Annotated in this window: 21 protein-coding genes and 1 tRNA gene; 13 read left to right on the forward strand and 9 right to left on the reverse strand. The window is 58.8% G+C overall.

Annotated elements, in window-relative coordinates; genetic code table 11:
• Nucleotides 1-157: 157 nt before the first annotated feature.
• A complete protein-coding gene (locus tag NW805_RS00765; RefSeq protein WP_414421333.1) occupies nucleotides 158-2,089 on the forward strand; it encodes a BamA/TamA family outer membrane protein in 1,932 nt (643 codons plus the stop codon).
• A gap of 65 nt (nucleotides 2,090-2,154) precedes the next feature.
• On the forward strand, nucleotides 2,155-2,523 hold the full coding sequence (locus NW805_RS00770) for a hypothetical protein (RefSeq protein ID WP_414421334.1): 369 nt from the start codon (nucleotides 2,155-2,157) through the stop codon (nucleotides 2,521-2,523).
• Here NW805_RS00770 and NW805_RS00775 read toward each other — a convergent pair.
• Complete coding sequence (locus tag NW805_RS00775) at nucleotides 2,520-3,602, reverse strand: Mrp/NBP35 family ATP-binding protein (protein WP_414421335.1); 1,083 nt, start codon at nucleotides 3,600-3,602, stop codon at nucleotides 2,520-2,522. The genes NW805_RS00770 and NW805_RS00775 overlap by 4 nt on opposite strands.
• Before the next feature lie 298 nt (nucleotides 3,603-3,900).
• On the opposite strand from NW805_RS00775, the gene NW805_RS00780 reads away from it, so the two are divergent.
• The 3 genes from NW805_RS00780 (at nucleotide 3,901) to ylqF (ending at nucleotide 5,935) form a co-directional block, all read left to right on the forward strand.
• Nucleotides 3,901-4,065, forward strand: a complete 165-nt coding sequence (locus NW805_RS00780) for a DUF6464 family protein (protein ID WP_238376969.1) — start codon at nucleotides 3,901-3,903, stop codon at nucleotides 4,063-4,065.
• Nucleotides 4,066-4,133: 68 nt separating this feature from the next.
• Nucleotides 4,134-4,628: an N-acetyltransferase family protein gene (locus NW805_RS00785; protein WP_414347469.1), complete on the forward strand. Its 495-nt coding sequence runs from the start codon at nucleotides 4,134-4,136 to the stop codon at nucleotides 4,626-4,628.
• A gap of 455 nt (nucleotides 4,629-5,083) precedes the next feature.
• A complete protein-coding gene (gene ylqF / locus NW805_RS00790) occupies nucleotides 5,084-5,935 on the forward strand; it encodes a ribosome biogenesis GTPase YlqF (RefSeq protein ID WP_414421336.1) in 852 nt (283 codons plus the stop codon).
• A gap of 95 nt (nucleotides 5,936-6,030) precedes the next feature.
• On the opposite strand, the gene NW805_RS00795 is transcribed toward ylqF, so the two are convergent.
• Complete coding sequence (locus tag NW805_RS00795) at nucleotides 6,031-7,119, reverse strand: radical SAM/SPASM domain-containing protein (RefSeq protein WP_414421337.1); 1,089 nt, start codon at nucleotides 7,117-7,119, stop codon at nucleotides 6,031-6,033.
• A 114-nt stretch (nucleotides 7,120-7,233) separates the two neighbouring features.
• Between NW805_RS00795 and NW805_RS00800 the strand changes: the two genes are divergently transcribed.
• The 4 genes from NW805_RS00800 to NW805_RS00815 all read left to right on the forward strand — a co-directional run bounded on the left by NW805_RS00800 (nucleotide 7,234) and on the right by NW805_RS00815 (nucleotide 11,894).
• Nucleotides 7,234-7,599, forward strand: coding sequence for an NAD(P)H-quinone oxidoreductase subunit M (locus NW805_RS00800; RefSeq protein WP_011432289.1), 366 nt, complete (start codon nucleotides 7,234-7,236; stop codon nucleotides 7,597-7,599).
• A gap of 180 nt (nucleotides 7,600-7,779) precedes the next feature.
• Nucleotides 7,780-8,106 (forward strand): DUF2996 domain-containing protein, encoded by a 327-nt coding sequence (locus NW805_RS00805; protein WP_414421338.1) that lies wholly within the window; start codon nucleotides 7,780-7,782, stop codon nucleotides 8,104-8,106.
• Nucleotides 8,107-8,651: 545 nt separating this feature from the next.
• Nucleotides 8,652-10,127: a glycogen synthase GlgA gene (gene glgA / locus NW805_RS00810; protein ID WP_011432291.1), complete on the forward strand. Its 1,476-nt coding sequence runs from the start codon at nucleotides 8,652-8,654 to the stop codon at nucleotides 10,125-10,127.
• A 159-nt stretch (nucleotides 10,128-10,286) separates the two neighbouring features.
• Nucleotides 10,287-11,894 (forward strand): glycoside hydrolase family 57 protein, encoded by a 1,608-nt coding sequence (locus NW805_RS00815; RefSeq protein WP_414421339.1) that lies wholly within the window; start codon nucleotides 10,287-10,289, stop codon nucleotides 11,892-11,894.
• A gap of 297 nt (nucleotides 11,895-12,191) precedes the next feature.
• On the opposite strand, the gene ilvB is transcribed toward NW805_RS00815, so the two are convergent.
• Nucleotides 12,192-13,988 (reverse strand): biosynthetic-type acetolactate synthase large subunit, encoded by a 1,797-nt coding sequence (gene ilvB, locus NW805_RS00820; protein ID WP_414343257.1) that lies wholly within the window; start codon nucleotides 13,986-13,988, stop codon nucleotides 12,192-12,194.
• 214 nt (nucleotides 13,989-14,202) lie between these two features.
• Between ilvB and NW805_RS00825 the strand changes: the two genes are divergently transcribed.
• Entirely contained in the window at nucleotides 14,203-15,780 is a 1,578-nt protein-coding gene (locus NW805_RS00825) for a phospholipid carrier-dependent glycosyltransferase (protein WP_414421340.1), read from the forward strand.
• A 109-nt stretch (nucleotides 15,781-15,889) separates the two neighbouring features.
• On the forward strand, nucleotides 15,890-16,954 hold the full coding sequence (locus tag NW805_RS00830; RefSeq protein WP_011432295.1) for a Gfo/Idh/MocA family protein: 1,065 nt from the start codon (nucleotides 15,890-15,892) through the stop codon (nucleotides 16,952-16,954).
• Between the two features lie 339 nt (nucleotides 16,955-17,293).
• Here the strand turns inward: NW805_RS00830 and NW805_RS00835 are convergent, their stop codons facing one another.
• Nucleotides 17,294-17,521: a Uma2 family endonuclease gene (locus tag NW805_RS00835; protein ID WP_414421341.1), complete on the reverse strand. Its 228-nt coding sequence runs from the start codon at nucleotides 17,519-17,521 to the stop codon at nucleotides 17,294-17,296.
• A 32-nt stretch (nucleotides 17,522-17,553) separates the two neighbouring features.
• On the reverse strand, nucleotides 17,554-19,281 hold the full coding sequence (locus NW805_RS00840; RefSeq protein WP_414421342.1) for a transglutaminase domain-containing protein: 1,728 nt from the start codon (nucleotides 19,279-19,281) through the stop codon (nucleotides 17,554-17,556).
• Between the two features lie 309 nt (nucleotides 19,282-19,590).
• Here NW805_RS00840 and NW805_RS00845 point away from each other — a divergent pair, with 309 nt between their 5' ends.
• Nucleotides 19,591-20,454, forward strand: a complete 864-nt coding sequence (locus tag NW805_RS00845; protein WP_414421343.1) for a sulfite exporter TauE/SafE family protein — start codon at nucleotides 19,591-19,593, stop codon at nucleotides 20,452-20,454.
• Nucleotides 20,455-20,710: 256 nt separating this feature from the next.
• On the opposite strand, the gene pheA is transcribed toward NW805_RS00845, so the two are convergent.
• From pheA to sppA, 4 genes are all read right to left on the reverse strand, one after another.
• Nucleotides 20,711-21,697, reverse strand: a complete 987-nt coding sequence (gene pheA / locus NW805_RS00850) for a prephenate dehydratase (protein ID WP_414421344.1) — start codon at nucleotides 21,695-21,697, stop codon at nucleotides 20,711-20,713.
• 13 nt (nucleotides 21,698-21,710) lie between these two features.
• The gene (locus NW805_RS00855; protein WP_414421345.1) at nucleotides 21,711-22,079 is read right to left on the reverse strand and encodes a late competence development ComFB family protein; all 369 of its coding nucleotides are present in this window, start codon (nucleotides 22,077-22,079) and stop codon (nucleotides 21,711-21,713) included.
• A 184-nt stretch (nucleotides 22,080-22,263) separates the two neighbouring features.
• Complete coding sequence (gene alr, locus NW805_RS00860; protein WP_414421346.1) at nucleotides 22,264-23,538, reverse strand: alanine racemase; 1,275 nt, start codon at nucleotides 23,536-23,538, stop codon at nucleotides 22,264-22,266.
• Between the two features lie 44 nt (nucleotides 23,539-23,582).
• On the reverse strand, nucleotides 23,583-24,620 hold the full coding sequence (gene sppA / locus NW805_RS00865; RefSeq protein ID WP_414421347.1) for a signal peptide peptidase SppA: 1,038 nt from the start codon (nucleotides 24,618-24,620) through the stop codon (nucleotides 23,583-23,585).
• 253 nt (nucleotides 24,621-24,873) lie between these two features.
• On the opposite strand from sppA, the gene NW805_RS00870 reads away from it, so the two are divergent.
• A tRNA-Ala gene (locus tag NW805_RS00870) sits at nucleotides 24,874-24,946 on the forward strand.
• The last annotated feature ends 327 nt before the right edge of the window (nucleotides 24,947-25,273 follow it).

The raw sequence follows: 25,273 nt of genomic DNA on the forward strand, positions 1-25,273 counted from the left end.
TGCCCAAGTCCGCAATCCGGTTCGCGGCCACGCTCGGATCTGGGTGGATGGGGATTGATATAATCCAGGGCAATTGTCCGCTGCTGGGCGGCAGAGGGTTTTAACGCAAGCTTGGCCCGGCTCTGCAATCTTGCTTTTTGGTGTGCGAGGGATCCCCATGAATCGTTCCAGGCAACTTCGCCCTTGGCTAACTTCAGCGCTCACCCGCGGGATGGTGCTCTGCACCGCTTTTGCGTTTGCTGAAGCGTCCCGTAGCGCTCTGCTGATGGGATCCCCGGCTTGGGCGCAATCGGTTCCTCAGCCCGGCACCCTCGACCTGCGCACCGGTGGCGACACCCCCGCCCAGCCCTCCCCCACCCCACCCCCCACTGCCGGCGAGCCAGAAGTGTTGGTAGCGGAGGTAGTGGTTGAGGGCACTGAAGATCCGGAGCTGATCAACCGGGTTTACAGCGTCATCCGCACCCGCGCCGGCGAGGTTTCCACCCGATCCCAGTTGCGGGAAGACATCAATGCGGTGTTTGCCACCGGATTGTTTGCCGATGTGCGGGCGGTGCCTTCCGATACGCCTTTGGGGGTGCGGGTCACCTTTGAGGTCAAGCCCAACCCCATTCTCAAAGCGGTGCGCACAGAAGGGGCGAACGTTTTGGATCCGGAAGTGCTGCGAGCCGCCTTTGCCGATCAAGAAGGGCAGGTGCTCAACTTTGGCAAGCTGCAATCGGCGGTGGCCGAGATTGAACAGTGGTACGCCGATAAGGGCTACGTGCTGGCCAAGGTTAAGGATGTGCGCTCCTCTGAAGACGGCACCATCACCCTGGAAATCGCCGAAGGGGTGATCGAGGATATTCGCGTTCAGGGCAACACCAAAACCCGCGACTTCATCATCACCCGCGAGCTGAAGTCCAAGCCGGGGGATGTGTTTAACCGCAACCAAATCCAGGAAGACCTGCAGGCGGTTTTTAATCTCAACCTGTTTCAAGATGTGAATGTGGGGCTCAACCCCGGCCAGGATCCCGACAAGGTGGTGGTGGTGGTGAACGTGGAAGAACGTCGCACCGGCACTTTGGGAGGCACCATCGGCGTCAGCTCCGCCACAGGGGTCTTCGCCGGCCTCAACGTCTCCGAACAAAACTTGGGCGGCAACAACCAGAGTGCCAGCTTCAACGTGCAGGTGGGCACCAACGAAACCCTCTTCGACTTAAACTTCACCGACCCGCGGATTGCCACGCTGGACATTCCCACCTCCTACAACGTCAACATCTCCAACCAGCAGAGCTCCAGCTTTGTCTTTAATGAGGGATTCACCCTGCCCAATGGGGATCCCGTGCGCATTAACCGTCTTGGTGGCGGGGTGACTTTCTCTCGCCCGATTGGGGGCAATTGGCGGGCCAGCTTGGGCACCCGCATCCAATTTGTAGAAGCTCGCAACAGCAACGGGGAGCAGCAGCGCTTCGATGTGCTGGGCAACCCGATTACCTTCAGCGAGAGCGGCCAAGACAGCTACACCACCCTGCGCCTCGGCCTCATCAACGATACCCGCGACAACCCCAACAGCCCCAGCCAGGGCTCGGTCTTTCGCATCTCCACCGAACAGTCGGTACGTCTGTTTCAAAATGGCTTGAATGCCAACCGCCTCGAGGCCAGCTACAGCCAGTTCATCCCCGTCAACCTGTTTCAAACCCGCAGCGAGCGACCGCAGGTATTGGCCTTTGATGTGCGGGCGGGCACGACCATCGGCGACTTGGCTCCCTACGATGCTTTCCCCATCGGTGGCGGCAACTCGGTGCGGGGCTTTTTCGAGGGGGGTATCGGTTCCGGTCGCAGCTTTGCTACGGCAACCGCCGAGTTGCGTTTCCCCCTTTTTGACCCGGTGGGAGCCGTGGTTTTCGCCGACTACGGCACTGATCTGGGCAGTGGAGCTGCCGTGGCCGGCAATCCCGCAGCGGTGCGCAACAAGCCGGGCAGTGGTTTGGGGCTGGGGGTCGGCATTCGCATCCAATCTCCCTTGGGGCCGTTGCGCATCGACTACGCCATCGGGCAAGGTGGCGCTGGCCAAGGCCAACTGCACTTCGGCATTGGCGAGAAGTTCTGACTTGGCCGTGGATCGGCTGCCGGCTTGCTATGGTGGGAGCAGGTGCTCGTCAGTGGAAGCAACCCATGAAACAGCAACTTGGCCAATCGTTCCGCGGCGGATCCCTGGCGCTCCTGCTGGGCCTCAGCTTAGCCCTAGCAGGGTGTGGGCAACTGGCGCGGCTGGGCATCGGCACAACCCCCATCGCCCAGATCGAACAAAATCCCTCCCGCTACACCAATGTGTATATCCGCGGTCGCGTGGTGAACCAGATAGGGGTGTTCGGCCAGGGTGTGTATGAGCTCCAAGACAACAGCGGTTCCCTTTGGGTCATCACCGACAAGGGGCTGCCGGCCATGAACAGCACAGTGACCGTGCGCGGCAAGGCCCAAGAGGGGATTGTGGTGGGGGGACGCAGCTTCGGGGTCTCGTTGGTGGAAGCAGAGCGCTTCTAGCCTGCCCCCAAAGCCAGCATCGAAACACGGCCTGCCAAGGTTTTGGCAATCTGCTTCAAGGCCCGGGCTGAAGCCGACTCAGGTTGGCCGATGACAATAGGCGTACCCATATCTCCCCCTTGGCGCAGGGCGATTTCCAGCGGGATCCGCCCCAGCAGCGGGACACCAAGCTCGCGGGCCGTGGTCTCTCCCCCTTCTGAGCCGAAAATATCGTACTGGCGATCCGGCAGGTCGGGCGGGACGAAGTAGCTCATGTTTTCCACAATACCCAGGATGGGCACCCCCAACTGCCGAAACATGTTCAAGCCCTTGCGGCTGTCCAGCAGGGCCACCGATTGGGGCGTGGTGACGATCACAGCTCCTGCCAGCGGCACTGCCTGCACTAGGGTCAACTGAGCATCGCCGGTGCCGGGGGGCATATCCACAACCAAGTAGTCCAACTCTCCCCACTGCACCTGATAGAGGAATTGCCGGATCACCCCGTTCAACATCGGCCCCCGCCAGATCACCGGCTGATCCCGCCCCACCAAAAGGCCCATCGACACCATCTTGACGCCGTAATTTTCCAGGGGGAAGATATCCTCGCCGCCGTCCTCCCGTTTTTGCACAACCAGAGACCGATCCTGCAGGCCCAACATCAGCGGCACATTGGGGCCGTAAATGTCGGCATCCAGTAGCCCCACCCGCGCTCCACTTTGGGCCAGCGCCACGGCCACATTTACCGACACCGAGGTTTTGCCCACGCCCCCCTTGCCGCTGGAAATGGCGATGATGTTGCGCACACCGGGGATGGACTGGCGATTCGGCAGGGAAGGGGAACGGGGGGTTTCTGCCGTTACCGTAACATCAATGGCTTCGATGGGGGTCAACCGGCGGATGGCAGCTTTGCACTCCTCCACAATGAATTCCCGCAAAGGGCAGGCCGGCGTGGTCAGCACCAGGGTAAAGGCCACTCGCCCAGGCTCGACGCGAATATCCCGGATCATGTTCAGTTCCACCAGGCTGCGGCGCAGCTCCGGATCTTGAACAGGGCGCAACGCCTCAAGGATGGCGGCAGCATCAAGGGTGGAGGTTGTCATGGAATCCAAAGGCCCAGTGGGTCAGTCCATATTTCACTCTAGTCGGTTTTTCTGCTGGGTTCTCGTCGGCAGGGAAGGACAGCTCCAAAACGGGCTGCCACGCTAGTCCTGGGCAAGCAGGCTGGCCGAGGCTGATTCTGGTTGGAAGACAACGCTGTTGGCCGACGGGGGAGGGCAATTGTGCAAGCGCTGAGTGGGAGTTGGCTTGTGGTTGGGGCTAACGTTCTGGGCTCAGTTGATCCCTCTGCTGGAAAAGAGGGGATCCCGCCGCCTCTCAATCGGGGACGAGCGCCGGGCCATGCCAACTCTCTTTTCTGACTCGGCCTGGGATCCCTTCTGCCGTTACTTTTCTCGGTCACCCTACCTGCCTTGTGCGGTGAGTCCTCTGGGCCCCTGCCGCTGCCCCCACCACGCTGCGCGTCCAAAAGATGCTGCCTGGGCGTTCTGTCCACAACAAGAATAAACTGTGGTCTGTTCTCGTGCCGGTATCTCAGGAAATTCAAGGAATTGGTTGTGAAGCCAGGCAAAAGTATGGAAATCCGTCCTGCCACCGCCTTAGATGTGCCCGTTTTGTTTGACCTCATCTGCGCCTTGGCCGAGTACGAGAAGCTGAGCCACCTGGTAACGGGATCCGCTGATCTGTTGCGCCACTATTTGTTTGGCCCAGAGGCTTTGGCCTCGGCGTTGTTGGCAGAAGTGGAGGGGCAAGCGGTGGGATTTGCCCTCTACTTCCGCAATTTTTCCACGTTCCTGACCCGACCAGGGATTTACCTTGAGGATCTGTTCGTGTTGCCGGAGTTTCGCGGCAGAGGCATTGGCAAAGCGCTCTTGGCGCGGGTGGCTCAGGAGGCGGTGGCCAAAGGATATGGGCGGCTGGAGTGGATGGTTTTGGATTGGAATCAGCCGGCGATAGAGTTCTATCGACGCATGGGTGCCCAGCAACATCCCGAATGGATTCTCAACCGCGTGGTGGGTGCTGATTTGGAGGCTCTGGCTCGGCTGGCTGAGGATCCCCATCGAGCTTGAGCAAGCTCCCCTCTGTTACAGACCCTAGCATTCGTGACATCCTCCCAGCGCTCGTCCTACGGACAGAGCGCGGGCTTCCCTTGGCGTCAGCGGGATGGAGTCTTTACCTCGCGGTTGGGTATTCCTACCCCACGCCACTTGTCTAGGTCTACGACCCCCGACAGAACAACTGGACAGGTGGTTTCCCTTCCCCAGCATTCCTGGGTACTAAAAAGATAATGGTATGGCATGCAGGGATCCATGTATCCCGACGCTAACCCTGTGGGTAGAGCGCGGGGCTTGTTGCCCCCGCACCCCCGTTGGTTAAACATTAGGTTGCCCAGGAAAGGGATCCCAGCGGCACTCACGTTGTATTATTGGCTACTTCAGCCGGCAGGTCGAGCCTCTTTTGGGGAATCGGGCTAGATTGGATCCCACTGTTGATTTCTGCTGTCCACTTCTAGGGTTCTGGCGGCATGAGTTCTCCGGCCATCCAGTGGTATCCCGGCCATATTGCCAAGGCAATTGGCCAGTTGCGGGAAGAGTTGCAGCGGGTGGATGCAGTCATCGAGGTGTTGGATGCGCGGATCCCGTTGGCCAGTCGTCATCCTGAGCTGGGCCGGTGGCTGGGGGAAAAACCTCGCCTCCTGGCTCTGAACAGGGCGGACTGCATTGAGGCTGGGGATCTGAAAGCTTGGCAGGAGTATTTTTTACGGCAAGGGATCCCTGTTTATCCCACCAATGGCCGCTCAGGAGAAGGGGTGAATCGCCTCAAGCAGGCGGTCTTGCAACTGGGGCAATCGGTCAATATGCGGCGTCAACAGCGGGGAATGCGACCGCGGGCCGTTCGGGCGGTGGTGGTGGGCTTTCCCAATGTGGGCAAATCTGCTTTGCTGAATCGACTGTTGGGGCGGCGGGCAGCCGAGAGCGCAGCACGTCCTGGAGTGACGCGGCAACTGCGGTGGGTGCGGCTGGGGGGAGAGTTGGATCTGTTGGACTCGCCGGGCATCCTACCGCCCTCTCTGCCGGATCAACAGGCGGCCTCTCTATTGGCCATCTGCGATGACATCGGCGAAGCGGCCTACGATCCCGAACGGGTGGCGGCCCACTTTTTGGATCACGTGCTGAGGGTGCAGCCCCAAGCCGGATCTCTCTTGCAAAAGCGCTACGGTTGGCCGGATCCGATCCCTCCCGGTGGTGCCGCAGTGCAGGAGTTGGCCGAGCGGCGGTATCAAGGGGATCCCCAGCGGGCGGCACGGCAAGTTCTCAACGACTACCGCAAGGGCTTGCTGGGGCCGCTGGCCTTGGAACTTCCTCCCAATGCGTGAGCCCCTTAGAAGAAATCACGAAAGAAAGTCACGTTGTTGCTATGCCCACGGCAGGGAAACCGCTGCTGTGGGGCGTTGACTTTTCCCGAAACTGTCTACACTTGTCCCCAACCGGGATCCAGCCTCTGTTTCCAAGGCCGATACACCTTGAAGTAGACAACGGAACCCACTTGTCTGGCCAAGGCTTTGATGCAAGTGTCTCCACCCATACAGCGCTGGCAAACGGGATGGTTCACCTGCAGACGATTGAACCCCCGCCGCAGCGCACAGGCCGGTTGGCCCCGCAAAATCTCGGCCAGGGATCCCCCCAGCGTCACTTGCCCCAGCGGGATTTGCCCTTCATAGTCCTTGCAACAGGGCACCACCGTGCCGTCGTAGAGGATCCCCGCCTGACCGGAAGCGCCATTGCAGTATCCCCAGCGAGCTGGGATTACCCGGTCTGTCTCCACGTTGCCCCAACTGTCCAAGGGAAACGTTTCCAAAACCAAGCGGGGATGGATGCGGATCTGCTGCCAGCGGCCCGGTCGGTAAGTAGCAATCTGGGCTTCTACCCAATCGAGAGCCGGTGCATCCGGGATCCCTTGCAAAGCTCGTCTGGCCCAAGCCGAGAGCTGAGCGCGCATCTGCTGTGCAGAATCGATCACCGAAAGAGCCTTATGCGGCACCAAAAACGGGTGGGGGCTAGTATCCAGGAATTTGAGATGCACCTGCGTAGGGCTGGAGGAGCGCAAGTGCACCTGCAGAAATTGGGTAATCCCAGCAAAGTAGCGCTCCGGCGTGAGGCGGGGAGGTGCTCCGCGAATGCTGAAGGTGACTGGATCGGGAGTTTGCAGGGAAATGGTTAGCTTAGCAAAGAGGCTGCGGTTCAGCTTTTCAATGTGCTCCGGCCAGAGGGCAAAGGTGCTGCCGTTGCTGGTCAGGTGCAGGCGAAGGCCAAGCTCAGCGGCCCTGCGAATACCCTCGAAAAGGTATGGGTAGAGCAGCGGCTCCCCCATCAGGTGAAAAGCCATCACGCGGGCCAGCCCTGTTGCCGCTACTTCCTCCAAAATCTGCTCCAGCAGAGCGGGCTCCATGTGCCCCCGCCGCCGTTGCATGATCCCATCTGGACAAAACTCGCACTTAAAGTTGCAAACGTTGGTCACCTCTATGTGCAGGCGTTCCAGTTGGGGAATAACAGCAGACATTAACAGCAGACATAGAGAGGGCCGGAACAAGTCGAGGGCAAATAGCGGATCCCCCACAAGCGCTAGGTAGTGATACGCTGTTTATCAGGTTAGATCCGGAGCGGAGCCATCGCAATGCTGAAATGCACCACTCGCCACGTCCACATTTTTGCCGGTGAAGTTACTGCCGACAACAACTTCGTGCCCCGCGACGACCTGTTTACCCTCGATGTGGATCCGGACAACGAGCTGGTCTGGACTGATGCTGCGCTCCAGAAGGTCTATGCCCGTTTCGAGGAACTGGTGGAAGAGTACCGAGGGCGAGATTTGACCGAGTACAACATCCGCCGCATTGGGTCTGACCTGGAACATTTCATCCGCTCCCTGCTCAAGCAAGGGGAGATCGCCTATAACCTGCAGGGGCGTGCCCCCAACTTCAGCATGGGCTTTCCCCAGATCCCTGCTGAAGAAATTGTCGGCCAATACATCCCCAAGGGCTAGCTCTTTGCCGGTTCTGGACGGAGTTTTTGATTGTTCTGCATCTAAGGCTTTTACCCATCTGATTGTCGGAGCGTTTCCCCATGTCTGGAGAACCCACCCCCGAGGCCGCTGCTGCCGAGAAACCCGCTGAAGCTGCCAAGCCTGCTGCTGAGGATTCCCCCAAAGCCGCTGCGAAAAAAGTTGCTAAGGAAGAAAAGCCCTTTCGAGCAACAGATCTCGGAAGAGGTGAGCCCGGCAGCCATTGCGGCTTTTCAAAAGCGCGGAGTCAGCGATCTGGAGCTGCGCCTGGAAGGCAAGACGCTGGTCGGCGCGTTTGCAGGAGGCAAGAAGCAATTTAGCGTGCTGTTTGCTGAGGGATCCTTGAATGGCCGCAAGTTCTTCCGCTGTACCACCGAAGGATCCCCGGCCAGCACCATCGAGTCTTTTATGATCGACGAGCGGCGCGTGGATGTCAACCTATTCGTGTTTTATTTGGTGCAGCGCCTTTACGCTCAGCAGTGGTATTGAGTTCGCGTGACCTTGAAGGATCCCTGGCTACCCCTAGCCGGAGAGAGTAAGCCTGCTCGCAAGAGACGAGGGGAGGTGCAGCCGGCTGCAGTTACCGTAAAGCCAGGATCCATCCGGCCATGTTCTTTGGCATGCCCACGATCCCAGAACGGGCACCTTGGCTGCCGCCTTCCGGGAAGATGAGCTGCGCACTTGGCTCGAAGAACGGTACCGCCCCAGCGGGATCAGCCGTTCATAGTCGCGTTTCAGGTTAGGGTGAGAGGCCTGGGCTACTGATCGCGCCAGCGGGACGGAGTCCTTGAAAAGCCTTCTGGCCCCGTGCATTCAACGTTTCTAGTTTGAATCGAAATGCCCATAATTGCCCAGAGGGCTGCTCCCGTAGATCAGGTTCCCCGGCAAACGGCGCAGCTGGGGCTCGAACCCGGTCGGCCCAGAGGTTGTTCCCCAGTGCAGGGATCCCTTGCCATTGGGAGGGATGTTCTGTCGAGGCCAAAAAGATTATCGTTTGTAAAGAAAGCTAAGGCGGTGCTACGGGAGGTCTCGAAATGTACATCGTGCAGATTGCGTCTGAATGCGCCCCGGTTATCAAGGCGGGGGGACTGGGGGATGTGGTGTACGGCCTCAGCCGCGAGCTGGAGGTGCGGGGCCACTGTGTCGAGCTGGTTTTGCCCAAGTACGACACGATGCGCTACGACCAGATCTGGGGTTTGCACGACGCCTATCGCGATCTCTGGGTGCCCTGGTACGGGGGAGCCATTCACTGCTCGGTGTACTGCGGCTGGGTGCATGGCCGCCTTTGCTTTTTTATTGAGCCCCACTCGGGCGATAACTTCTTCAATCGCGGGTGTTATTACGGCTGCCCGGATGACAACATGCGTTTTGCTTTTTTCAGCAAGGCGGCTCTAGAGTTTCTCCTACAAAGCAACAAGCGCCCCGACATCATCCATTGCCACGACTGGCAGACAGGGTTGGTACCGGTGCTGCTGTTTGAGATCTACAAGTACCACGGCATGGGAAACCAGCGGGTGTGCTACACCATTCACAACTTCAAACACCAAGGCTTTGGCGGCCCAGAGATTCTTTGGGCTACCGGCCTCAACCGCGAACCCTACTACTTCCACTACGACCGTTTGCGCGATAACTTCAACCCCTTTTCTCTCAACTTTATGAAGGGGGGAATTGTTTTTTCCAACTTTGTCACTACGGTCTCTCCCAATCACGCGCTGGAGGTGCAATTTGGCGACTACGGCTATGGACTTGGCCATACCCTCTACTTGCACCGGCACAAGTTTCGCGGCGTTTTGAATGGCATCGATTACGACATTTGGAACCCGGAGATCGACCGCTTTATCCCCGTGCGCTACACTGCTCAAACGCTGGAAAATAAAGCTAAAAACAAAAAAGCTCTGCGGGATCGGCTGCTACTGCAGGATGTTGACAAGCCTATCGTGGCCTATATCGGGCGATTGGACGAGCAAAAGGGCGTGCATTTGGTGCATCATGCCATCTACCGCTCCCTGTTCAAAAATGCCCAATTTGTTCTGCTGGGATCCGCTACGGAGCGAGGGATCGGCGCTTGGTTTGCCCACGAGAAAAGCTACCTCAACAACAACCCCGATGTTCACATTGAGTTGGGCTTTAACGAAGAACTTTCCCACCTTATCTATGCGGGGGCAGACATCATCGTAGTGCCCAGCCACTACGAACCCTGTGGACTCACTCAGATGATTGGCTTGAAGTATGGCACAGTTCCGGTGGTGAGAGGAGTGGGTGGCCTGGTGGATACCGTCTTCGACCGCGACTACGATCCCCACAAATTGCCCGAGCAACGCAACGGCTACGTCTTTTATCACACAGATCCAGCTGCTTTGGAGTCGGCTCTGGATCGGGCCATCGACCTTTGGTACACCGCTCCTGACCAGTTCCGTCAACTGCAGATTCAAGGCATGAGCTACGACTACTCCTGGAACTATCCTGGCAAGGAGTATCTGGAGATCTACGACTTCATTCGTCACCGCTGAGCCCAACAGCGATCCCCAGCGATCCCAGCTCTTGACCCCAAGGACGAAATGCTGGACGATAGGTAGCAATCTTGGGCTTAACCTTCTCTACAGATTTGCTGCTGAGAAGGGTAAGTCTGCTCCGTTATCTTTCCCTGTCTGTAAGGATCCCCGGCTGCCATGGGTTATCTCGCCTTGGTACTCCACGCGCACCTGCCGTTTGTGCGCCACCCTGAGCAAGACTTTGTGCTGGAGGAAGAATGGCTCTACGAAGCCATCACGGAGACCTATGTGCCGCTGCTGCACATGTTCGAGGGGCTACAGCGAGATGGCATCGACTTTCGCTTCACCATGTCCCTGACGCCGCCCTTGGTGTCGATGCTGCGGGATCCCTTGCTGCAGGAGCGCTACGACCACTACCTAACCAAATTGGAAGAGCTGGCCCAGCTGGAGTACGACAAAAACGCCACCAACGGCCACATTCGCTACCTGGCGGAGCACTACATCAAGCAGTTTGCCATGGTGCGGGATCTCTGGGAGCGCTACGACCGGGATCTGGTGCGAGCTTTTAAGCAGTTTCAAGATAGCGGCAACCTAGAGATCATCACCTGTGGGGCTACCCACGGCTACCTGCCCTTGATGCAGATGTACCCGCAGGCAGTCTGGGCGCAGTTGATTGTAGCTTGTGAGCACTACAACGAGCACTTTGGCCAATGGCCGCGGGGGATCTGGCTGCCGGAATGCGCCTACTACCAAGGGCTGGAGCGGATGATTGCCGATGCCGGCCTGCGCTACATGATCACCGACGCCCATGGTCTTCTCTACGCCAAGCCCCGGCCTCGTTACGGCATGTACGCCCCTATTTTTACCGAGACCGGCGTCGCCGTTTTCGGGCGGGATCACGAGTCTTCGCAGCAGGTGTGGTCGGCAGAGGTGGGCTATCCAGGGGATCCGGTTTACCGCGAGTTCTACAAAGACCTGGGGTATGAGGCCGACTACGAGTACATCAAGCCTTACATCATGCCCAACGGCCAGCGGAAAAACACCGGCATTAAGTACCACCGCATCACCGGGCGCAACCTGGACCTGGGGCAAAAGCAGCTTTACGACCCCTATTGGGCGCGGGAGAAAGCGGCAGAGCATGCGGGCAACTTTATGTTCAACCGCCAGCGGCAAATCGAATATTTGTACAGCGTCATGGGCCGCCCGCCGCTGGTGGTGGCCCCCTACGATGCGGAGTTGTTCGGCCACTGGTGGTACGAGGGCCCTTGGTTTTTGGATTTTCTCATCCGCAAGAGCTACTTCGACCAAAACACCTACCGCATGACTCACCTGGCGGAGTACCTGCGGGAGAACCCCACCCAGCAGGTGTGCAAACCTGCCCAGTCCAGTTGGGGGGCGCGCGGCTTCCACGAGTACTGGCTCAACCCCACCAACGCCTGGATCTACCCCCACCTGCACAAGGCCACCGAGCGGATGATCGAGCTGAGCCGTCACGAGCCTGCCGACGACCTAGAATGGCGAGCCTTGAACCAGGCAGCCCGAGAACTGCTGCTGGCTCAATCTTCCGACTGGGCTTTCATCATGCGCACGGGGACGATGGTTCCCTACGCGGTGCGCCGCACCAAGTCCCATCTGCTGCGCTTCAACCACCTCTACGAGAAGATCAAAGAGGGTCAGTTTCGGCGAGAAAAAGCCACCCCTGAAGAGGAGCAGTGGCTGGCCAAGGTGGAATACATGGACAACATCTTCCCCAATATCAACTACCGGGTTTACCGACCCCTCTAAGCCGGTTGGGCAGGTCTGGAGGGTGCCTGCTTCCGACCGCCAGAGACACCAGAGGCAGAAGTTTCCGGCTACCCTCCTTGAGGGGATCGAACTACCCCAGGGCAGGAGGGATCCTCCGTTCGTTGCGCTGATCCCAACCTTCCTCTCCTTTTGGGAAAGGGGCAGGAGTCGCTCGTGTTGGCCTCGCAGAGCGCTCAGGGAGCGTTTTAATCTGGCTTGTTCAGTAGCCCCGATATCCCCGAAGACTCCCTGCTGCTGGGGCCCACCTTTCCTAGCGGGATGGCCAGGCCACCGATTCTAGAGCTTGGTGCCGCACTCGGCGCAAAACTTGTGCAGGGTGGGGTTTTTGGTGCCGCAATTGGGGCAGTAGATCAGCTCGGCGGCTTGTTCCAGTTGCCGCTTCTCCGGCAGCCCGATCATCTGATAATTAGCTTTGCCGGCAGGCACCATCGGGTAGCAGTTTTCGTCCCGCTTGACCACAAAGTCGGCCACTACCGGCCCCTCGTGCTTTAGGATCTCCTGGATGGCATCTTCCAGTTGATCGGGGTGATCGACGCGGATCCCTTTTACCCCAAAAGCCTCGGCTAGCTTGACAAAATCCGGCATTCCGGGAGACATATCCGAGTGGGAGTAGCGCTCGCCGTGGAAGGCCTGCTGCCACTGCCGCACCATGCCCTGCCAGCCGTTGTTGATGATGGCCACTTTGGTGGCAATGCCGTACTGAGCCACTGTGCCCAGCTCTTGCATGTTCATCTGGAAGCTGGCATCGCCACTGATGCAGATGACTTCTTCGTGAGGCAGGGCTACCTTGACTCCCATCGCCGCGGGGAACCCGTAGCCCATGGTGCCCAGCCCAGAACTGGAGATCCATTGGCGCGGCCCGTTGCGCAGAAACTGCGCCGCCCACATCTGATGCTGGCCAACATCGGTGGTGTAGTAGGCGTGGGGAGCATGACGACGAAAGGCATCGATCACCTGTTGGGGGGCAATCACGCCTTCGTAGCTGGGCACCTGCAGGGGATAGTCCCGCTTCCAGCGCTCGATCCGATCCAGCCAGGCCTGAGTTAGGCCTGGAGTAGAAGGCATTTTGCTCAGTTGAGCCAGCATCTCCACCAGAACAGTGCGCACATCCCCTACAATCGGCACATCGGGCGCACGGTTTTTGCCCACCTCGGCTGGGTCGATGTCGATGTGAATGACTTTGGCGTGCTTGGCAAATTCATCTAGCTTGCCGGTCACGCGATCGTCAAAGCGGGCCCCCACCGCAATGAGCAGGTCGCACTCGGTGACGGCGAAGTTGGCATAGGCCGTGCCGTGCATGCCCAGCATCCCCACCGACAGGGGATCGTTCTCATCGAAAGCCCCTTTGCCCATGAGGGTGGTGGTCACCGGGATCCGATAGGTGTGGGCCAGCTCGGCAATTTCGGCGTGGGCACCGGAGATGATCGCCCCACCTCCCACATACAGCAAGGGCCGCTTGGCCTGCAGGATCAGCTTGGCCGCTGTGTGGATTTGCCGTGGGTTGCCACGCACGGTGGGCTTGTAGCCGGGGATGTTGATCTCGCTGACGGGTTGATAGTCAAACTCTTCCAGGCCCACATCTTTGGGGATGTCGATCAGCACCGGCCCGGGCCGCCCTGTCCCGGCAATGTGAAAAGCCTCTGCCACGATCCGAGACATTTGGCGCGGATCCCGTACCACGTAGGAGTGCTTCACAATGGGCAGGGTGATGCCAAAGATGTCCGTCTCCTGGAAGCCGTCGGTGCCAATCAGATGGCGAGGTACCTGCCCAGTGATGACCACCATCGGTACAGAGTCCATCATGGCGTTGGCAATGCCCGTCACCAGGTTGGTCGCCCCTGGGCCAGAGGTAGCAAAACACACCCCCACCTTGCCAGTGGCGCGAGCATATCCGTCGGCGGCGTGGGCAGCCGCTTGTTCGTGGCGTACCAGGTAATGTTTGAGCAGCCCCTGAGACTCGGCTTTGTACAGCTCGTCGTAGATGGGGAGGATGGCTCCCCCCGGATAGCCAAAGATGTGTTGCACCCCATGCCGGTGCAGGCTGTCCACCAACGCATATCCACCAGTCGCCACGGTGTCTCCTCCCCACTGAGATGACCGAACGTCAAACGCCCGCTCTCAGGAGCGCCAGCGCAGACAGGGTACTGGCCAGAAGTTGGCCAACTTTGTATTCAATTCTACAGTCTAGCAGTGGTTTGCTTTGGAATCGCTTAGGCTTTCACGGTCGGCTAAAGTAACACTGGGGATCCCTAGGGATCCTCGCCGGAGTGTTGAGAGTGCCCTATCCATGACTGGAGAGCCAACCCCCATTGACCCCGGGCCGGAGCGGTCTCAGGGCAGCTTGCTGCTAGCTGTGCCCATCCTCGGATCCCCGCACAGTGCTGTGGGATCCCGACAGTGGCTGGTATGGGGAGCGCTGGGGATCTTTCTGGTGGGCCTGGGGCTCCGCCTGTGGCGGCTGGACGAGTTCCCGGCACCTGTGTTCGATGAGGTGTACTTCCCGGAGTTTGCCCAGAACTACCTGGATGGCAAGCCTTTTTACGATGTGCATCCCCCCTTGGGCAAGTACTTCATTGCCCTTAGCATTCGGGTGTTTGGCCGCAACGAGTGGGGATTCCGCTTCGCCACTGCTTTTTGCGGATCCCTGATCCCGCTGTTGCTGACCGGTTTAGCCTACCGCCTCACCTACCACGTGGGCTTTGCTCTGTTGAGCGGGGTTTTGCTGCTGACCGATGGGGTGTTTCTGGTGGAATCCCGCTTTGGCCTGATCAACGTGTATCTGGTAGCCTTTGGGCTGGCAGCGACCATTCTGTTGCTGAGAGGTCTAGAAGACCAAGGTTGGCGACGGGCTGCTCACTTTGCTTGCTCCGGGATCCTGTTGGGGGCGGCAGCTTCGGTGAAGTGGAATGGCCTCTGGTTTACCTTCATGTTTGCTCTGTTGGGGATCCTCGTCTGGGGGGTGGTCTGGCTGCGCCCGCAGTGGATCCCACGGTTGGGCATTTTGAGCCAGATTCGTCATCTGCGCTGGTGGCACTATGCGTTCTGCTTCGTCCTCGCTCCGCTGGCCTTTTATGCCATTCAGTGGATCCCGCACCTGCAGCTGAATCCCCAACAGGGACTAACTCTGGATTGGAGCTGGACGGGCATCCAGAATTATTTCCGATCCCTGGTGCTCATCAACCAATCCATCTACGGCGGCCACATGGCAGCCCACCTGGTGGTGAACGAAGAGACCCCTGTTCACCCCTACTGCTCCACCAGCTTGCGATCCCTGGTGGCTTGGTTCCCGGCTTTGCGTCCTTGGCTGACTACGCCCTTGGCCTCGGCAGGAGCTTGGTCCTGGCCAATTCTGGGCCGCCCCGTGGCCTACTACTTCGGCAGTCAGGGCAACCTCTGGCAAGCTGTTCATGGCTTGGGCAATCCTTGGCTGTGGTGGCTGGGGACGGGATCCATCTTGGTGCTTGTCTGGCGAGGGATCCGCCGCTTTCACGGTCTCGAAGCCTTCATTTTGATCGGCTATGCGGCCAATTACCTGCCTTGGTTTAGGGTCAGCCGCTGCGTTTTTATCTACCACTACATGAGCGCTCTGGCGTTTAGCACCCTAGCCCTGGCTTGGTTGGTGCTGCTGGGCTGGCAGAGCTATCGCCGCTTTTGGCGCGGGGCGAGCATCACGGCGGTGGCCTTGGTTTTGGCGTCCTTTGTCTTCTTTTTCCCCGTTTGGCTTGGCCTGCCCCTCAGTCCAAGCGGATTCTACGCCCGCATGTGGTTTCGCTCTAGCCCGGTGCCGCTGTTCTGTTTCAGCCCCCAATCCTGCCAACAGCCCCCGCTGCACCTGCCGCCCATCCCCGGCTTGAACTGGATCTAAGGGAGGCATGGTAAGCTTTGTGAAGTTTGTTTCGTGAAATGCGGCGCTCCGTTACCGAAAGATGGAGCGAGGTTCGCGAAACCCTTGTGGTGGAGGTAGTGGAAACGTCATGGCCCGATCTTGCCCGAGTTCTGCCAACTCTCCCCGCCGTCCACTGGCTTATTCAGAGCAAGCTGTCCCGGTTGGGGTGATCGGGGTAGGCAACATGGGCCAGCACCACACCCGCGTTTTCAGCCTGATGAAGGATGTGCGGGTCGTGGGGGTAGCGGATATCAACGTGGAACGGGGATTGGATGTGGCCAGCCGCCACCGCGTTCATTTCTATGAGGACTACCGCGATCTGCTGCCCCATGTAGCTGCCGTGGCCATTGCCGTGCCGACGGTTCTGCACCACGAGGTGGGTATGGCCTGCCTGGAGGCCGGGGTACATGTGCTGATCGAAAAGCCCATCGCTGCCAGCATCAGCGAAGCAGAATCGCTGGTGAACCGAGCTGCCGATTGCAATTGTATTTTGCAGGTGGGGCACATCGAGCGCTTCAGCCCTGTTTTCCAAAAGCTGGGCCAAGTCTTGCAAAGTGAAGAACCTCTGGCTTTCGAGGCTCACCGTCTCAGCCCCTATTCCGACCGCGCCAGCGATGTGTCGGTGGTATTCGACTTGATGATCCACGACATCGATCTGTTGCTGGAGCTGATCCCATCTCCCGTGACCCAGATTACCGCCAGCGGCAACCGCATCTCCAAGCTGGGCTACCTGGACTACGTCACGGCTACTCTCACTTTTGCCAACGGTGCCATCGCCACCCTCACCGCCAGCAAGGTCACCCACCGCAAGGTGCGCAAAATTGCCGTCCACTGCAAGAATGCCTTGGTAGAAGCAGATTTTCTACACAATGAGATCTCGGTGTACCGCCAGGGATCCGTCGGCAGCACCAGCGACTACGGCCAAATGCCCTACCAGCGGGATTGTTTGATTGAGAAAGTCCACACCGACAATATCGACAAGCTGCATGCCGAACTGGAGCACTTCATCAATTGCGTGCGGGGGGGCAACCAACCTTCTGTGGGTGGGGAACAGGCCCTGAAAGCATTGAGGCTGGCCTCGGAGGTAGAGCGGATTGCTTTGGATGGATGTGCTTGGAGCGAAGCCAAGCCCCGCCGTAGTCTCCTATCCTAGTCTTTAACGCAAGCCCCAGATGAGGGCAGAGCCCTGTTGTTGGCCCATAGCCATTCCAGCATCAGGCTGGGGAAGAAAAAGCGACATTCGCGCCCGCGGAGTGCAGCTCTATTGACAGCTCCCCATTCGGGTGGCAGCTTTTCGAGCGAGCAATGGGGCTCCCACCAGACTCAGGCAAGAGGTGGCATCCACAGCTGTGAAATCGGGCACGCAAGCCCCGGCAGCAACGGCGAGTCCAATTCGAGTCCAATTCATCTTTCCCAAGCAAGTTTTGATCAACACCAACTGCCTTTGCTGACGCCGGTAGACTTCCACTTGTTGCTGTTGCCAGTCCACCACTCAATACTCCTGTAGCCCAAGCCGACTGTAAAGCTTGAGCTTAGTTTGCTTATCTTGGCCAATATTGCAAGCTCCAGGGCTCAGCACTTCTACCGCCGATTCTGGGGCACTGTGGAGTTTGCCATCCGCCCCTAACGCTGTTCTCAGTCGAGAGCGGCTTACCCACACCACATCAGGAGCCACATTGTTATCTTCGGCAAAAATCACTCCCGGAGCAGTGTTGGCCAATCTCAGGCCCGTTTTCTCACTCTATTCGCCTTTCAAATTTCTTCTAAGATGCGAAACTGCACATGGTTAATGGCCAGCTCCCCAATTGAGGCTTGGTCGGTGTTGATCGTCTCGAAAGGGATCCCTTTGGCGATCTCGGCATGGGTCCAGGGCAAGCCCATGAAGTAGCGCTGCGAATAGGGGCGCTCCCCCCGATCGTCGGGGTTCGACTCCATCGGCACCCAACCCCAGCCGGGCAGATAAAACTCAATCCACACGTGGTTGTACTGGGGAAACAGCGGGATCCCTTTCAGTTCTGGATGGGGAGGACATTTGTAGCGCCCCACCGTGCGGCAAGGGATCCCATTGAGGCGGGCCAAAGCCAACAGCACCCCCACATATTCACCACAAGAACCGGAGCCACGCCGCAAAACCTCATCCGGCGGATCAATGCGAGAGGTGACCCGGTAGGAGAGCTTGTCGTAAACATAGGCCCGGATATTGAGCATTTTGCGCAGCAAGTTGGTCTCGCTGCCAACGGCCAGCCGCGCTGCCTCTCGGACAATCGAGGTGTCCATGGCCAGGTAGTCATCGTCCACCAAGTAGCGATCCCGCAGCTCCCTGGGCAAAACGGCAGCCTCTACATCCAGTGGATCGATGCAGTACTTGATACTGTAGAGATCCAGCACCGCCCGCCAGCCAAACAAGCGCACCTCATGGGCCCCCAGGGATCCCAGCGAAAACACCGCCACCTGTTGGCCGGATTGCTCTTCCACTTCAAACGGCAGACCTACCCAGTGCAGGCTGCGCACCCGTTGGCGAAGGCTGTTGCAGGGCAAGGCAATCCGCCAGACCAAATCGGGCAGGAAGCGCGGCTCTTCTTGGGCAATTTCTTCCACATAGGTCAGCTCCACCCGATAGCCGTGGGAGAGGGTGTAGGTGGCGCGTTCCCCCAGACGCTGGGGCTGAAAGACCACCGGACAGGCAATGGGGGGGTCCTTGGACTCGATCCCGCCAACGTCAGAGGGGTCTGAGGAGCTGTGGACAGAGAGGGGATCCAAAGGCCGCAGGCGCAGGGGAGCCACCCAGGTTTTGTCGCGCAGGGCCACCGACAAGGGATCCGGAGCGTTGGGGTTGTCGTGGATATAGGCTTCTTCGTGGGCGTAGGCTACCCAGAGCTGCCCCCGCCAGTAGGCCAAGCCTGTCGGCCCAGGAGAAGGGGTGAGGATGCGGGCCAATTCTCGCCCGGTCTGGCGCTCCAGCACATAGATCGTCTCTTCCACCCGATCACTCACCCAGAGGTAGTCTCCCTGCACCGCAATCTGTTCTCGGCCAACCCCAGGGGCGGGCATCTCCTGCACAATAAGGCCACGGCTGGGATCCAGTTGCAGGATTTTTCCCCGTTTGTAGCAGGTGGCATAGAGGTAGCGGTTTCCCGTGTGGGGATCGATCCAGAGGGCGATCCCTTCGATGGGGCAGGGGCAGCTACACACTTGAAAGGCTTCCAGGGATCCCGGTTCCTGCAGAGCGGCCATGGGAATGCGCAAGATCTGCCCCTCTTGCTGCGGACTGAGCCAAATCCACGCTTGATCCCCCTCTGGCTCTACCCACAAACCGTAAGCGCCTTGGAAAGAATGGACATGATGGGGATTGAGCAGCAGGGTGTTGTGCTCTTGAATTTCCACCAAATAGCCCCTCACCCGATCCAAGCCCAACAGGCGATCTCCCCAGGTGGCCAAACCTTCCAAAGCAACCAGCCCCAGAGGTTGCAGAGGGGCCACAGTTCCCTGTTGCTGCCCAGATTGAGGCCACCAAGCGGGCTGGGATCCTCTTGCCGTGGAACCTAGATTTTTCAGAGCACCCAGATCATTTGCCGGATGGATGGCAACCATGAAGGCTTCCCTGCTTGTGGAGAAGTTGGCGCGCTAGCGCGATCCGCACCAGATCAGTACGACTGTCCAACATTTTATGATGCGCCTCTTTTCAACCCCGCCCCAAGGGATCCCTTCCCTGATGGTCTTGCCGAGGACGGAGAATGCTACCATAACAGACATTTTGCTTGTTTTGTTGATGAGCAGGGCCGAGAAGCAATGGAAGAAAAGGGTCTGGCCTTGGCAGTTGGGGGCTTGGTGGCAGGGATCCTAGCCGGGGTTCTGGGCATTGGCGGTGGAACGATCCTGGTGCCCTTACAGGTCAGCTTGGGGATACCACCGGTTCAAGCTGCAGCCACCAGCAACCTTTCCATCGTTATGACCTCGATTGCAGGCAGCATCCAAAACTGGCGGATGGGCATGCTGGATCTGAAACGGGTGATCCTGCTGGGGATCCCCGCATTGCTTACGGCCCAAGTGGGGGCGATCATCGCCAGTCGCCTTCCCAGCTACCTGCTGTTGACAGCCTTCGGGGTGTTGCTGCTGGCCAACACTTATCTGGTGGAGCTGCGCAAAAAGGTGGCCACCCAAGCCCTGGAGACAGAGTTCCCGCCTGCTGCTGTTCGCGACAGTGGTGCGAAGTCCTCAGGACAGATGTCTCCCTGGTTAGCCCGCGCCCTGACCGGCGGCACTGCCGGTTTGTTGGCCGGGCTGTTTGGCATCGGCGGTGGGGTGATCCTGGTGCCAATGCAGATCCTGCTGCTGAAAGAGACAATCAAAGTGGCGATTCAGACCAGTCTGGGGGCCATTGTGATCACAGCAGTTGCTGCCACTGCCAGCCATGCGGGCCTCAGCGATTGGATCTGGAATGGCCTGGGGTTCGGGGACGGCACCATCCACCAGAATGTGCTCTGGATCCCAGGTTTAATCTTGGGCACAGGGGGGTTAATCGGTGTACAGATTAGCACACGCACCCTGCCCAAATTGCCCGATGAAACCGTCAGTCTGTTGTTTCGGGGCTTCCTAGCCATTCTTTCTCTTTACATTTTTTGGCAAGCCTGGCAAGGTTATCGAGCTCTGTGAAGTGATCCTGGTCTGCCCCAGTGCTCGGGACAGCAGTCCTGGTTCCAAGCTACGGTCATTTGGATTTAAACTGGGACACTGAACTCAAACCCAAAATGTTGCATGCACTGATCCAGAAGGCTTTTCAAGGACTCCGTCCCGCTGGCGCGATCAGCAGCCCAGGCGTCTCACCCTAACCTGAAATGACTCTATCGGGTGTCGCTCCCAGCTTTCGGGCCTGATGACTCAGATGGATTCAACGGTTTGAAAGACTTGGCTACGCTGGACGCGCTTTCCCCTCAGAGGGCAGGGCTTTTGCTACTTGGGATAGATCCCCTTGTTTGCAGAGGTCATGCACAGGGTAGCTGCCGAAGAGCTTCAAGGTTTCGGCAATCGATTCCAGCGCCGCAACCACCTCGGCATCCAAATAGGGTTGGCCAACAGGATTCTCCAAATCGACAAAAAAGACATACGTCCCTGCCGATTTTTTGGTGGGGCGCGACTCAATGCGAGACATATTCAGGCCTCGCTCCGCAAACACTTGCAGAGGTTTCAGCAGCGCTCCCGGCACGTTGTGGGGGAGGCTGAAGGCTAAGGAAGTATGGGATCCCCCCGGAGAAGCAGGATCGGCAGAGGTTTCACCCTGTTGACCGGAACGCGAGAGCGGCGCACGGCCAATAACCCAAAAGCGGGTGCAATTGTCGGGGTGATCGTTGATCGGGCAGGCCAAGACCGGCAGTTGGTAGAGGGTGGCAGCTCGTTCTGAGGCGATGACGGCGGCGTTGGGCTGCTCCTGCAGGCGATCCAATTCTTCGGTGGTCGAGCGGGTTGGGATCAAAGTGGCCTGGGGCAGATGGGATCTCAGCCAAGCCTGACATTGGGCCAAAGCTTGCGGGTGGGAGTAGACCTGCTCAATTTGCTCCAACCGCGAGGCACGTCCGATGAGGGCATGGCGAATGGGCAGGATCAGCGCCTGCCGGATCCCTAGCCCCTCCAGTTGCCAGAGGGCGTCTAAGGTCATCGAGACCCCCCCCTCCACCGAGTTTTCCACCGGCACCACCGCCCATTGTTGCTGGCCGGCAGCTACCGCCTCTAGACAGGCGCTGATCGTTGGATAAGGCACTAAGGGGTGGGATCCCTGGCTGTGCAGGTGAGGCTGCTCAGGGCAGGCCAGCAAAGCTGCTAACTCTGTGTAGGTTCCAGCAGGGCCGAGGAAGGCCACTGGCGAAGGGGAAACGTTCGCGCTAGCGGAGCGCAGCTCCATCAGAGCCATTCCTTCAATTGTCGCTAGGGGCCAGTTCTAACTCTATCGTCTCGGCGTCGCGCAGCAGCAAAGGACATTCAGGCTCCGGGCAACGGGGATTGGCCGCCACCTTGTCCATGGCCTTCACCACCTCCAACCGAATCAGCCTCTGCAACTCCTGATCCGCTTGAATGGCTTCTAAAGTTCGGAGAGAGCCGTGAAAACTGGTGGCGTAGCGAGGTTTGAGGTTGTTCAAAGCCAGGGCGGCAGCATCGTTACAGAATTTCTCACAGAAGCAGTAGCGCTGCTGACTCTCCATCAGCAGGATTTCATTGACCATCTCCAGAACAGCCCGTTCCATTTGATTTTCCAGGCTCTTCAGAGGCTTATGTTGCTCCGCCATCGCTACCTCCTGATGTGAATCGAACCCGCCGCCAAGCCCCTGTCTTTCAGGGAGCAGGAGTGCTCTCGATTACCTTCGATGCTGCTCTACTCTCTGTTGACACGTCAAGTCAAGCCCTCTGCTGCCGACGCGAACAGCCTCTGGCCCGCTCCTATCCGTGCTTGAGGCAATCCAATCTGTCGTGTCAGGCATCATCAAAACCCAGAGAATTAACCAACACTCTTGGCAGACGGGCAGAAAGTCCACACAGCAACTCATAGGGAATAGTACCCAACTGATCGGCCCAATCCTGCACAGATAAACCCGCATTTGCCAGATTGGGGCCCAGCAGCTCCACCACATCCCCCACCTGGATATCCGGCCTCTCGGTTACATCCCACATACATTGATCCATCGTGATTGTGCCCACCTGTTGGATCAAGCCGCCGCGCACCCATCCTCGCAGCCAGCCGGAAAGCCGCCGTGGGATCCCATCCGCATAGCCGATGGCCAGAGTGGCAATGCGACTGGGGCGAGAGGCGATGTAGCGATGCCCATAGCTCACGCCAGTTTGAGCAGGCACAGTTTGGATGTGGGACAGCCGCGCCTTGAGCCGCAGAATTGGCTGCAGACCTGGCACCGGCAAGTGAGGGGCAGGGGACAGGCCATAGAGGACCAACCCCAAACGCACACGGGAGTAGTGGAGATGGGTTAAAGCACCGGCTGAGTTATCCAGATGCAGCGCCGGTAAGGGATCCCCGGCTTGGCGGATCTGTTCCACCACCTGGGCAAAGCGGGCGTGCTGCTGTTCCATGACCGGAGAATGGGGCTCGTCCGCCGTCGCCAGATGGGAAAACAAGCTACAGCCCTCCAGCTCCGGGATCCGACAAATCTGCCCCCACACGGCTGCAGCTTCCTTCCAGGGGATCCCCAAACGGGTCATACCCGTATCCACGTTGACATGCACCGGGACGGGTCGCCCGGCCCAACGGGCTACCTGACACATCAGCGGGATTTGCTCTGCACAGGTGAGGCTGACCTCCAACCGGGCTGCCATGGCCTGCTGTAGCTCCGCCCAGGTATTCAAAGCTCCCAACACCAGAATCGGAGCCTGCAGCCCCGTTTGCCGCAACTCGATCCCTTCGGCCAGGGTGGCCACACATAGCCCCTTGGCCCCAGCCGCAACAGCCACGGGAGCCACCAACTGCGCCCCATGCCCGTAGGCATTGGCCTTCACCACCGCCCAGATCTCCGTATCCGGCGACAGGCGAGCCTGCAATAGCCGCAGATTTTCCCGCAACTGGGCTGCGTCAATTTCCACCCAAGCCCGACTGGTCAACAGCTCCAGGTCGATGGCCCAATCCAGCTCCGCCAAGGAATTGGCCTTCTGGGATCCCTCTCTCCAAGTATTGCCCTGCACTCCCAGAGCAGCTGCTCTCAAAGTGCCCTGCGCCGCTGGCGCGACCGGTTCTCGATTCACCGTTCACCCCCCACACCCAAAACCCGTCCTGATTAGATTTAGGTTTAGCGCAAAGTCCACTCCGGCGCCATCCACAGCAACGGCACGTCTGGGATCCCAACAGCCTCGTTGCTCTCCAACAGCCGGCCCAGCCAAGCGGCTTGCCTTTGCGAGGACAGTCCTTGGCTCAACAGTCGTCGCAGGACTCGTTGGAAGCCCTCTCCCTCACCCGCCGGCGACAAAGAGGGATCCCCGGTCATGCGCCGCAGATCCTCCACCGCCTCCGTGTACCCCCCCAAAGCATCCACCAAGCCCACCTCCACAGCTTGCGCCCCGGTGAAGATGCGTCCATCGGCCAATTGTCGCACCCGGTCTTCATCCAAGCTCTGCCGTCGCGCGATCATCTCTGCTTCCAGCACCTCATCTGCCTTTTCTGGCAAGTGCTGGCGTCCTTGGGCCACATCGCGAATGAACTGCTCGAGGGTATCCTCCACCAAGTTTTGCAGAAGGCGCTGCTCTTGAGGAGTGGCACTGCGGAAAGGAGAGAGAAGGTCTTTGTACTCGCCGGTTTTGAAGGTCTGCGGCTCTATGCCGTAGTTCTCCAGCAACTTACCAAAGCTGAGGCCGCTGATGATAACCCCTATGCTGCCGGTCAGGGTGCCAGGGTTGGCATAGATTTTGTCGGCAGCGCTGGCCACGTAGTACCCCCCACTGGCAGCAATGTTTTCTAGGATAGCGATCACCGGCTTGCCTGCTCCGTGTAGAGCGGTTACGGCACGGTAGAGTTCCTGGCTGGATCCCACAGCTCCGCCGGGACTGTTGATGCGCAGCAATACAGCCTTGACAGAGGGATCCCGTGCTGCCTCCCGCAACTGTTCCACAGGAGAAGTGGGCAGGCCTACCAAAGTCGAACCCCCTGGGCCGCCTATCGTTCCTTCCAGGGTGACCACCTCGATGCGCTCCGCCCCCCGTGCAGCCTCTAGGCTAACCCCGCCTCGGGTAGGCTCTGGGGCAGGGCGCGTGCCCCCGACAATGGCCGCAATAAGGCAGACGACCAGCAAAGAAGCCGCCAAAATGCGGTTAAGCTGAGTTTCTTGTGTCACAGGCCCCTCAATTGCCACTGACTCCGTTCTACCACCCCGCGGGCTTCTCGCAACGTCTGACACCAAAAGGCTGAGAACCAAGCAAACTCCTCATCTCGGTCGAGCCATCCAAGCTATTGACAAGGATCCTCCACTTATTTACGATCAGGTTCCAGCGTTTTTTACCGCTGAGGCATCTTCTGCAGGTTGCCAGTGTAAGCTGGAGTAGAGGGTAGGATCCTTGAGCGGGATTCTGGCTCGAAGCCAAGTGATTGGGGCTTTAGCTCAGTTGGTAGAGCACTTCAATGGCATTGAAGGGGTCAGCGGTTCAAGTCCGCTAAGCTCCATCCCCAGAGGGCCGATAGCAGTCGTGGCTTCTATTACCATCTATTTCTACTGCTTGCGCTAGCGGGCCGGAGGCCTTAGCAGGAAGCAAGCGGTTGTTTGTTTCACCTTGACGGTGAGATAAGTGACTATGCGTTGCGAAACGGTTCAGCAACATCTCCCCAAGCCCAGACAGTCCTATCCAGCAAGGCTTCTGGGCTTCTTAAGTGTCCACAAAGGCTCGGCAAAATCTACCCCCAACTCCTCTCCTGTAAGGCGGCCTTCCCTCACCTCCGGCTTCTCTCCCCCTGGGAAAGGGGAGTTAGGGATCGACGCAGCAAGCCGTTTCA

This window comes from Synechococcus sp. W60.1 (assembly GCF_047461575.1).
Taxonomy (GTDB): Bacteria; Cyanobacteriota; Cyanobacteriia; order Thermostichales; family Thermostichaceae; genus Thermostichus.

Coding starts and splice junctions, on each gene's coding strand:
- NW805_RS00765 (WP_414421333.1), top strand. CDS start 158: ATGAATCGTTCCAGGCAACTTCGCCCTTGGCTAACTTCAGCGCTCACC.
- NW805_RS00770 (WP_414421334.1), top strand. CDS start 2,155: ATGAAACAGCAACTTGGCCAATCGTTCCGCGGCGGATCCCTGGCGCTC.
- NW805_RS00775 (WP_414421335.1), bottom strand. CDS start 3,602: ATGACAACCTCCACCCTTGATGCTGCCGCCATCCTTGAGGCGTTGCGC.
- NW805_RS00780 (WP_238376969.1), top strand. CDS start 3,901: ATGCCAACTCTCTTTTCTGACTCGGCCTGGGATCCCTTCTGCCGTTAC.
- NW805_RS00785 (WP_414347469.1), top strand. CDS start 4,134: ATGGAAATCCGTCCTGCCACCGCCTTAGATGTGCCCGTTTTGTTTGAC.
- ylqF (WP_414421336.1), top strand. CDS start 5,084: ATGAGTTCTCCGGCCATCCAGTGGTATCCCGGCCATATTGCCAAGGCA.
- NW805_RS00795 (WP_414421337.1), bottom strand. CDS start 7,119: ATGTCTGCTGTTATTCCCCAACTGGAACGCCTGCACATAGAGGTGACC.
- NW805_RS00800 (WP_011432289.1), top strand. CDS start 7,234: ATGCTGAAATGCACCACTCGCCACGTCCACATTTTTGCCGGTGAAGTT.
- glgA (WP_011432291.1), top strand. CDS start 8,652: ATGTACATCGTGCAGATTGCGTCTGAATGCGCCCCGGTTATCAAGGCG.
- NW805_RS00815 (WP_414421339.1), top strand. CDS start 10,287: ATGGGTTATCTCGCCTTGGTACTCCACGCGCACCTGCCGTTTGTGCGC.
- NW805_RS00825 (WP_414421340.1), top strand. CDS start 14,203: ATGACTGGAGAGCCAACCCCCATTGACCCCGGGCCGGAGCGGTCTCAG.
- NW805_RS00830 (WP_011432295.1), top strand. CDS start 15,890: ATGGCCCGATCTTGCCCGAGTTCTGCCAACTCTCCCCGCCGTCCACTG.
- NW805_RS00845 (WP_414421343.1), top strand. CDS start 19,591: ATGGAAGAAAAGGGTCTGGCCTTGGCAGTTGGGGGCTTGGTGGCAGGG.
- pheA (WP_414421344.1), bottom strand. CDS start 21,697: ATGGAGCTGCGCTCCGCTAGCGCGAACGTTTCCCCTTCGCCAGTGGCC.
- NW805_RS00855 (WP_414421345.1), bottom strand. CDS start 22,079: ATGGCGGAGCAACATAAGCCTCTGAAGAGCCTGGAAAATCAAATGGAA.